This is a genomic window from Olsenella sp. kh2p3 (assembly GCA_900119625.1).
Lineage (GTDB): Bacteria > Actinomycetota > Coriobacteriia > Coriobacteriales > Atopobiaceae > Tractidigestivibacter.
In genome coordinates this window covers 1-8,736 of sequence record FPKD01000017.1, presented here as the reverse complement: position 1 = coordinate 8,736, position 8,736 = coordinate 1, and the positions used below count along the sequence as shown (strand labels likewise).

The 8,736-nt window shown below is 58.6% G+C and carries 10 protein-coding genes; 6 read left to right on the top strand and 4 right to left on the bottom strand.

Translation table 11 applies throughout. The features are described from left to right. The 5 genes from BT122_RS10490 to BT122_RS10470 all read left to right on the top strand — a co-directional run. A partial coding sequence (locus BT122_RS10490) for a transposase (RefSeq protein ID WP_072355830.1) occupies positions 1-334 on the top strand: 334 nt, incomplete at its 5' end. Positions 335-653: 319 nt separating this feature from the next. Then, entirely contained in the window at positions 654-1,523 is an 870-nt protein-coding gene (locus BT122_RS10485) for a glycosyltransferase family 2 protein (RefSeq protein WP_072355855.1), read from the top strand. A gap of 27 nt (positions 1,524-1,550) precedes the next feature. Then, positions 1,551-2,567, top strand: a complete 1,017-nt coding sequence (locus BT122_RS10480) for a glycosyltransferase family 2 protein (protein ID WP_072355854.1) — start codon at positions 1,551-1,553, stop codon at positions 2,565-2,567. Between the two features lie 51 nt (positions 2,568-2,618). After that, entirely contained in the window at positions 2,619-3,854 is a 1,236-nt protein-coding gene (locus BT122_RS10475) for a lipopolysaccharide biosynthesis protein (RefSeq protein ID WP_072355853.1), read from the top strand. A gap of 45 nt (positions 3,855-3,899) precedes the next feature. Beyond that, the gene (locus BT122_RS10470) at positions 3,900-4,757 is read left to right on the top strand and encodes a LicD family protein (RefSeq protein ID WP_083432476.1); all 858 of its coding nucleotides are present in this window, start codon (positions 3,900-3,902) and stop codon (positions 4,755-4,757) included. Positions 4,758-4,778: 21 nt separating this feature from the next. Here BT122_RS10470 and BT122_RS10465 read toward each other — a convergent pair whose 3' ends face one another. From BT122_RS10465 to BT122_RS10450, 4 genes are all read right to left on the bottom strand, one after another. Next, entirely contained in the window at positions 4,779-5,135 is a 357-nt protein-coding gene (locus BT122_RS10465; protein ID WP_072355852.1) for a DUF2304 domain-containing protein, read from the bottom strand. Between the two features lie 8 nt (positions 5,136-5,143). Beyond that, positions 5,144-5,824 (bottom strand): glycosyltransferase family 2 protein, encoded by a 681-nt coding sequence (locus BT122_RS10460; RefSeq protein ID WP_072355851.1) that lies wholly within the window; start codon positions 5,822-5,824, stop codon positions 5,144-5,146. 168 nt (positions 5,825-5,992) lie between these two features. Then, positions 5,993-6,196 (bottom strand): cold-shock protein, encoded by a 204-nt coding sequence (locus BT122_RS10455; protein WP_059054711.1) that lies wholly within the window; start codon positions 6,194-6,196, stop codon positions 5,993-5,995. 180 nt (positions 6,197-6,376) lie between these two features. After that, complete coding sequence (locus tag BT122_RS10450) at positions 6,377-7,063, bottom strand: HAD family hydrolase (protein ID WP_072355850.1); 687 nt, start codon at positions 7,061-7,063, stop codon at positions 6,377-6,379. 94 nt (positions 7,064-7,157) lie between these two features. Between BT122_RS10450 and BT122_RS10445 the strand changes: the two genes are divergently transcribed. Next, positions 7,158-8,736: N-acetylmuramoyl-L-alanine amidase (locus BT122_RS10445; protein WP_177242230.1), on the top strand; the 1,579-nt coding region annotated here is incomplete at its 3' end.

The following is an 8,736-nucleotide window of genomic DNA, read 5'->3' as shown; positions in this document are numbered from 1 at the left end:
GATGACCGAGGCGCTGCGGGCGGTCTACGCCTGCCCGGACAGGGGGTCCGCGGGACGGGAGCTGGACCGCGTCCTCTCCTGGATCGCGCACTCCAACGTGCCCGAGATGAAGGTGGTGGCGAGGACGGTCAGGAAGGAGCGGGAGGGTATCCTGAACTGGTTCTCGAGGAACGCCACCAACGCCATCCTCGAGGGGCTGAACTCCGTCATCCAGTCCGTCAAGCGGGCAGCGAGGGGGTTCAGGAACGTCGAGTACTTCAAGACGATGATATTCCTGAGGCTCGGCCGCCTGGACTTCTCGGCCCAGCTGGCCGTATCATCTGCTACCCACTAGAAACAGCGAAGAGCCAAAGATTTCTCGTGTGATAGCGAGCTCTATTGACTTCATGTCCTCTAGGGTAAGCTGCTTCTCAGCACACATCTGCACCCTCCTACCGGAATATTGGTAACCTGAACAACCGCTGAGGATACGACAACGCTTCTACCACCGCAACGCCGAAATCCTCCGTTCTTTTTCGGTTCTTTTGGCTAGGCGCCCTTGCTCTTGTGGATGTATTTGCCAGAAGTGCGAGAATCAGGCGATGTGCGGTTCCGGCTAGTCTGGCTCCGTTCCCGCACTCCTGGAAAATCATCCTCGACCGGAGTTCGCCCACATGGCAACCGTTTGTGTGTTCACACCAACCTATAACCGCGCCTACATCCTTCCCAAGCTCTACAAGAGTCTGGTTGCCCAGACCTCGCGCGATTTCTCTTGGCTCGTAGTCGATGACGGGTCAACGGACAACACCTCCGAGCTTGTTCGCGGCTGGCAGGCAGAGGGATTGGTGCCCATTACCTATATCCACCAGGAAAATGGCGGCAAGCAACGTGCCACCAACACAGGCATGGAGCACTGCAAAGACGAGCTCTTCTTTGTGGTTGATTCCGATGATCACCTTGTTCCTACGGCAATCGAGCAGATCGTAGACGTTTGGTTGGGCGCGCGCGGTGACGCCACGCTTGCAGGCATTGTGGCCCTCCGTGGCACAGACGAGGAAACGCCCCTTGGAACGCACATGCCGGCAGGCGTGACCAGGGTCAAGATGTGGGATCTGCTTCACAAGTATCGATTCAGGGGAGACACCTCACTCATTCACCGCACGGCGATTGTCCGACAACACCCCTACGAGGTGGCGCCTGGCGAGAAGTTCGTTGCCGAGTCGATGGCCTTCTTTGCGATTGACGACGACTATGACATGCTCACCTACGACCACGTGCTCACCATCTGTCACTACCTGCCGGATGGCTACACGCAGAACTTCGTCGAAAACACCAAGAAGAACCCCATCGGCTACATGCGCCACAAGCGCGACAGCGCGAGGAGGGCAACAAACCCGTACGATGCCTGTCGAGAGACCACGCTCTACCTTGTTGGATGCATGCTCGCCCATCACAAGGGCGGTGTGCGAGAAGCTCCCAACGTGCCGCTTGCCGTGCTCTGCTACCTGCCCGCGAAGCTTGCGTGTGCCACCGTCTTCCGGTAGCCCATCACAGAGACTAAGGTGCGTACCATGAAGATTAGCATCATCATTCCCGTCTACAACTCGCAGGACTACCTGCGCGATTGCGTAAAGAGCATTACGTCTCAGACCTTCCGCGACGTCGAGGTGCTTCTCATCGACGATGGCTCTACCGATGACTCAGGTGCGCTCTGTGACGCCCTGGCGGCGGAGGACCAGCGAGTCATCGCGATCCACAAGCCAAATGGTGGTACCTCCTCCGCGCGCAACGTGGGCGTCGAGCGCGCCACGGGGGACTACCTTACCTTCTGCGACAACGACGACTTCCTCCGGGACGACCAGTGCCTCGAGCGCGTGGCTCAGAGCCTCTCCTCCCGGCCTGTGGACGTTCTCATGCATGACAACTGCATGTATGACGACCCCCAGGGGACTGTCATCCCTCCAAAGGAGACGAACCTTGCCGAGAAGGTTGCCGCTCTGAGCAAGGCTGATGCCATCCTCGAGGTCATCTCCCAGGGGCTCATGGCGCGCGCGGTGTGGAACAAGGTTGTGCGCACCGAGCTCGTGCGCTCAAACGGCATCGTATTTCCTGAAGGCATGCGCAACGAGGACACCGATTGGTCTGCCAGCGTTCTCGAGTACGCCCAGAGCGTGGGATGGCTCGACGATCCCTACTACTGCTATCGGAAGGGCCATGGCTACGCCCAGACATCCAAGCCGGTCACGCGCGTGATGACCGATGACCTGGCGGCAATCATTGGCAGGCACGTGATGGCTATCGACAACCTGGGGCTCTCTGACCTCGACGCTCACGCTATCCATGCGTACTTGGCATACCCCTTCATCGTGTGGATGGGGCAGACGGGTTCGATGGGAGAGTGTCGTAAGGACGATCGCGTTTCTCTTGAGATGTGCGCACATGCGCCGTTGCTCCTTGCGGCAGACGAGGATCCTGCGGTGCACCTTGCTGCCACAGCTTATCGTGTGGTTGGTTTTTGGTGCACGGCAAGGCTGCTTGGCGTTGCGTTTCGCCTTAGAGGCCTCTTTGGCAGGCATCATGTTTCGTAGTGCCAAACGTTTCCCGGTGCTTGGGTAGATAGGACAAGAAAGGAGAGAAATGTGGCTGAGGGTCTCTCGCTCAAGAAGAACATCGCCTGGAACTCCGCCGGCTCCATAGTGCGGCTGGGCTGCAACTACCTCATCACCATCGCAGTAGTGCGTCTTTCGCATGGCTTCGACGCGGCGGGCGCTCTCTCGCTTGCCATGTCCGTCTCGAACCTTGTGGCACCTTTTGCCGACTTTCGCCTGCGTACCGTGCAGGTGACAGACGTCCGGGGCGAGCACAGCTCCGGCGAGTACGTTGGTCTGCGCCTGCTTACGAGCGTCCTCGCCTTTGTGGTGGGCGTTGTGTATGCGTTTCTCACGTGCTCCCTAGATGCCGTGCCCGCGATTGTCGCTTACCTCGTGGCGTCGCTTGCCGCAAACTTCATCGAGGGTCTGCACGCTATAGACCAGCGGCACCTTCGCATGGACTACATTGGCCGATCGTACATGATGCAGGGCGTCTCGAACCTTGCGCTCTTCTCGGTTGTACTGTGGGCATCGGATTCCCTGGTATTGGCCTGCATCTCCATGGCGGTCTCGACCTTGGCAATCTGCTTTATCTACGACATGCCGCGGGCCGCTGGCTTTGAGTCCATCAAGCCCGTCATCGACCTGCGCTCTGGCGCCCGTACGCTTGCAACACTGCTGCCGCTGGTCATAGCACAGGTGTGCTCGAGTGCTGTCCTTACGGTCCCTAAGCAGTACCTCGCAGCGAGTGTGAGCACGGCTGCTCTGGGCATCTACTCTTCTGTGGCGTCTCCGGCGGCAATTGTCCAGATGGGGGCCTCCTACATCTACAGTCCCCTCATGGGCGAGTTCGCACAGCGTTTCAAGGACGACAAGGCATCCGCGCTCAGGCTCTTCAGACGCACCATCCAGGGCATTATTGGCATCACGGTGGTCTTCTCGGTGCTCATACTTATCTTTGGCGAGTGGATTCTTGGCCTCCTCTACGGCCAGGAGATTGTCGAGTACAGCTACCTTCTTGGCCCGGCGGTGCTCTGCACCTTTGTGACCGCCTTTGCCTGGTTCATGAACGACCTGCTTCTTTCGCTCAGGGACTACAAGGCAAGCTTCCTCGGTAATGTGGTTGCCACTGTGGTCTCGCTTGCCATCACCATTCCCGTAGTGGACCTCTTTGGCATGAACGGCGTAAGCTGGGTGGGTGTGGGGTCCTACCTCCTGGCAGTCCTCTCTCTGGTGGCATTTTTTGTCCGTGACTGCAAGAGGCTGGATGAGACAAAGGGATGAGACAAAGGGAAACTCCCTTTGTCTCATTACAAGGGGAGGAAGAAGATGGATGAGATGCGGCCGTATCCCGAGGGCGCTCTCGAGAGGCTGCAAGATGCCGAACGCAGCATTCTGGGTGTCGTGGATGCGCTCTGTCGTCAGAACGGGATCGACTACTTTATCGATTCCGGTACGTGTTTGGGTGCTGTGCGTCACGGGGGATTTATCCCTTGGGACGATGACACGGACATCGCTATGTCCTACGAGGACTACCAGCGCTTTTGCGAGCTTGCGCCCAAGGCCTTGCCTGTCGGCTACTCCCTTGCTACGTGTGAGAACACCCCAGGCCTTACGTCGCTCTGGGCCAAGGTGTTTCTCGATGGCACGCGCTTTATTGACGAAGTCTCTATGGAGGCCGGCTGCAACCAGGCAATTTTCCTCGATGTCTTTCCTTATTTTCGCGAGGAGAGGGACCCGGCGCGTGCCCGTGATCAAAAAGCACGGTGCTTGAGGCTTCAGCGTATGAGCTACCTCCACGGCATTGCCCACCCCAAGATTCCCTCGGACGCATCGCTTCGAGGCTTAAAGGCAACGGCGTGTTCCATTGTTCATCACACGATTGCGCATGCATGGAAGCCCGAGGAACTGTCTCGCGAGCTTCTTGAGGTAGCCAAGCCCATGGAGCCCTCAGAGTGCTGGTTCAACGCAACGTATCCGCTGTATGGCACGTACGATGCCGATGTGCTCTTCCCCACGCGAGACATTGCCTTTGACGGCATGACATTGAGGGCGCCGCATGACTGCGAGACCTACCTGCGCACACTCTATGGCAACTACCTCGAGCTTCCTCCTGCTGAGAACCGTTACACGCACCTTCCCCGTGTGCTTGACTTTGGGGACGGGGTAAACGTGATGGAGGAGTAGGGCTGGGCTTTTCTCGTCGAGCTAGTTCTTGCCCTCGTCGTTATCCCCAAACTCTTTCTTTTCGAGTGCGAGCTCCTGTGAGAGCTGCTCGACCTTGTCGGAGAGGCGCGAGACATCGCAGGCAAGGTTGAAGAGCTTGAGCAGCATGAGCGCAATGACCACAAGGAAGACGAAGTTGCTGGGCGAGAGGAAGCCCAGGAGGTCAGAGAAGAAGTACGCGATTCGTGGGAAGATTGCCAGAATAAGCAGAAGCACCGCAGCGCAGACCCAGTAGACCGAGTCGGCGATGCGGATCTTTGACTTCTTTACCTTGCGCACAACGATAGAGAGCGCAAAGAGAGCACCGAAGATGAGGACTATGCGGAGAACGATGGACATGGCTGGTCCTATCTAAACCATTGGAAGAGCAGGATGGAAAGGCACGTGCGTGCCATATAGGAGATAGAGGACATGAAGTGCAGGTAGCTTGTGCCGCCCTGGCGCTCGCGCATCTCGGCGGGCACCTCGACCACCTTGGCGCCCCTGCGAATGAGCAAGGCTATGGTGTCTGGTTCTGGTGCGAGGTCAAAGCCGCGCGCAAGCTTCTCGATCATCGCGCGGTTGTACATGCGCATGCCCGAAGTGGGATCGGTTATGGTCGCCCCGGTGGTCTGTCGAATTATTGCGGTGATGAGCTTGGCACCGGCTCCGCGTGCGCCCACGGCGCCGCCTCCTGCGAGGTTACGCGAGGCAATCACGATGTCGGCACCCTCATTCTGCATGGTCTTGGCCATGGTGGGAATGTAGCTGGGTATGTGCTGCCCGTCTGAGTCAATCTGCACGGCCGCGTCGTAGTTGTGGCGCATGGCGTACTTCATCCCGGCCTTGACGGCGGAGGTAAGCCCACAGTTTACCGGCAAATCAATGTGGCTCAAGGCTAGCTCATCGCAAATGCGGGGGGTGGCATCACTCGAACCATCATTGACGACGAGATAGTCAACATCTGGGCAGGTTTGGGTTAGCTCCTGCACGGTGTTCGCGAGGCATTCTTCCTCGTTGTAGGCGGGTACTATGGCGAGAACTCTCACAGGTCGCCTTTCCTCTCGTCCTTATTTTCTGCGATTGCCGTCCCATGGTATAGCAGCACGACGCTCGTGCGGGTGTATGGAGGGCTTACTCAAAAAAAACTCCCCTGTCAGACGACAGGGGAGCCAAGTCCCACAAATCCCCACACGGGGTATGTGCTGGGCTATGAGCTAGATCTTGCGGACGTTGGAAGCCTGGAGCTTGCCGTTCTGGCCGGTGGTGATGTCAAACTCGACAGCCTGGCCCTCGTCCAGGGTCTTGAAGCCGTCCATCTGAATCTCGGAGTAGTGGACGAACAGATCGTCGCCATCCTCACGAGAGATGAAGCCATAGCCCTTGTCGGGGTTGAACCACTTAACAGTACCCTTTGCCATGTCGTGCCTTTCTTTCTTTGCCCCGCAGGACAAAAAGCTGCGCTCTCGCGCGATACCTTGTGGCCCCAACAGCCACGGGTGCTATATTACCCCAACGGTTCTGGGGATAGCGCATAAATCCTCAAGTGGTAATCAATGGCCACTTCCGGTCCTACGCATGCCGCTCACAAAAAAGTGGCGCTACTTCTCGGCCCCCAGGGCTTCTCGCCAACTTGCTATTGCACAGTCGGAGGCGCCAACAACCTCTCGCTCGTCTTGCAGGGAGTTGTTGCTCAGGACGGCGCAGGTTTTCATTCCCGCACGCTTGGCGGAGCAGATTCCCTGGAGAAGATCCTCAAAGACCATGCAGTCCCCGGGCTTCGCAGAGATGCGCTTTGCCGCTTCGAGATAGATGTCCGGATGATCCTTGCCGCAGCCAACCTCTATTGCGCAGACTACCGCGTCGAAGAGGCCGTATACGTCCACGTTCGCCTTCATGGCAGCAAGTACGTCCGGGTCGTTTGTGGTTGCAAGTGCCAGGGGCACGCCCGCGCTCCTCAGAGCGGCGAGGTATTCCTCTGCGCCCGGCCTCAGCCGCACCTGTGTGGCATAGAGCGCACGGCCCATGGAGTTCCACTCGTCGCAGATTTCCTCCACGGTGTCCTTGAGGCCATAGCGCTCGATGCACCAGCGCGCCCCGCCCGCAAATCCCAGCATGGTGAGCGTTCGCCCCACATCCGGTGTGTACGAGATGCCTCGTGACCTGAGGAACGCAATGTCCACCTGCCGCCAGAGGTCGTGTGTAAGCGCTAGCGTGTCGTCGAAATCGAAGATGGCCGCCGAGAAGCTCGGTGGCCACAGGGGGTTCTCGCTGTGAGTTTGTCTCATGAACGTCTTTCTTTGACTCTGTTGAAAGGTCTAAGGTATAGAAGTTGATTCTATGTCAGACTGTCACTCACATATAGTTCGTCGTTGGAGAATCATGGCTAAAACGAAACAGCGATCTGTGCGTCTGATACGTGGCGTTGCGCTTGTCCTAGGCTTGGTACTAGCCCTTGTCTTGGTGCCGTCCACCGCTAAGGCGGCAACCACCACCTACACCACTGCAAGCTCAGATGGTTCGCTCTCTACGTACTCGAACATCTCCCAGGCACTCTCGGTGGCCAAGCAAACGGGAAGGCCCATTGCCATCGATCCTGGCCACGGCGGATGGGACTCTGGCGCCTCTGCAAACGGCATGAAGGAGGCCGACCTCACCTGGAAGATAGCCCAGGCATGCAAGGACTACCTCGAGTCCTGTGGCGTGACGGTCTACCTCACGCGAGGTCAGGACGAGTACGTCTCCGTGTACGACCGCGTGGAGCGCGCCGTTGAGAACAACTGCTGCGCCATTGTCTCCATCCACATCAACGCCGGTGGCGGCAGGGGAGCCGAGGTGGAGTCCACCAACTCCTCGAGCTACAACCAGGACCTGTATTATGCGGGCCAGTCCCTCTCGGCCCTTGTGCTCTCGGGGCTTCAGTCCACGGGGCTTACCGTCCACGGCGCCGGAATCATTACGAGGGACTATCCCTCCGGACAGAATTCCTCGCTCTACGAGGACGGTTCCGTAGCGGACTACTACGGCATCACCCGCTACGCGAGGAAGGCCGGCATCCTTGGCGTCATCATCGAGCATGGCTTCATCGATGGCACATCTGATGCGGCAAAGCTCTCGAACAGCAACTACCTCACGAGCTTTGGCAGGGCGGATGGCGCTGCCATCTACAACCAGTTCTACAGCTCCGACACCTGGTGGAGCGCCTCGGGCATCAATGTTTCGACTACCGAGGCCTATGTTGGCGAGGCTGTGACCTACTCGCCCAAGATCATGGGCGTGGGCGAGAACCTCACCTATAACTATGTGTGGGCTAAGCCGGACTGGTCCTCGTGGGGCTCAACCGTGAAGAGCACGGGCTCTATGACCACGTCCGCTTCCGGCACCTTTACTCCAACGGAGGCAGGCACATATCGGCTGTTCATAGACGTGTGCTCCAACGGGACGTCAAAGACCACGCGCATGGTCACTATCACCGTGAAGAACGGCTATGGCTATAGGGGTGTTAAGGTCACCACGGATATGCCTGTTGCGGGCGATGCAGTTACCTTCTCTGCCAACGTCGTTGGACAGGTATCCGGCCTCAAGTACAACTACGTCTGGTCCTACGAGGGCTCCTGGGCGAAGGGCGAGTGGGGCTCCACGGTCCTCTCGACGGGCTCCGACACCAGCGAGACCTCCGGCTCGTTCACGCCCGCCAAGGCGGGCACCTACACGCTCTACGTGGACGTCGTGAGCCCCGACGGCACGAGGGAGACCAAGTCCACCACCGTCGAGGTGAAGGACGGCCATGTCTACAACGGAGTCACCGTCACCACCGCATCGCCCACTGTCGGCAGCCCTGTGACCTTCTCGGCAAACGTTTCGGGCGCTACCGCCGGCCTCACGTACAACTACGTCTGGCAGCTCGACGGCTCCTGGGCCAAGGGCGAGTGGGGCTCCACGGTCCTCTCGACGGGCTCCG

Excerpts from the sequence above, each read along its gene's own strand:
- BT122_RS10480 (WP_072355854.1), top strand. The coding sequence starts at position 1,551 with ATGAAGATTAGCATCATCATTCCCGTCTACAACTCGCAGGACTACCTG.
- BT122_RS10450 (WP_072355850.1), bottom strand. The coding sequence starts at position 7,063 with ATGAGACAAACTCACAGCGAGAACCCCCTGTGGCCACCGAGCTTCTCG.
- BT122_RS10455 (WP_059054711.1), bottom strand. The coding sequence starts at position 6,196 with ATGGCAAAGGGTACTGTTAAGTGGTTCAACCCCGACAAGGGCTATGGC.
- BT122_RS10465 (WP_072355852.1), bottom strand. The coding sequence starts at position 5,135 with ATGTCCATCGTTCTCCGCATAGTCCTCATCTTCGGTGCTCTCTTTGCG.
- BT122_RS10470 (WP_083432476.1), top strand. The coding sequence starts at position 3,900 with ATGGATGAGATGCGGCCGTATCCCGAGGGCGCTCTCGAGAGGCTGCAA.
- BT122_RS10485 (WP_072355855.1), top strand. The coding sequence starts at position 654 with ATGGCAACCGTTTGTGTGTTCACACCAACCTATAACCGCGCCTACATC.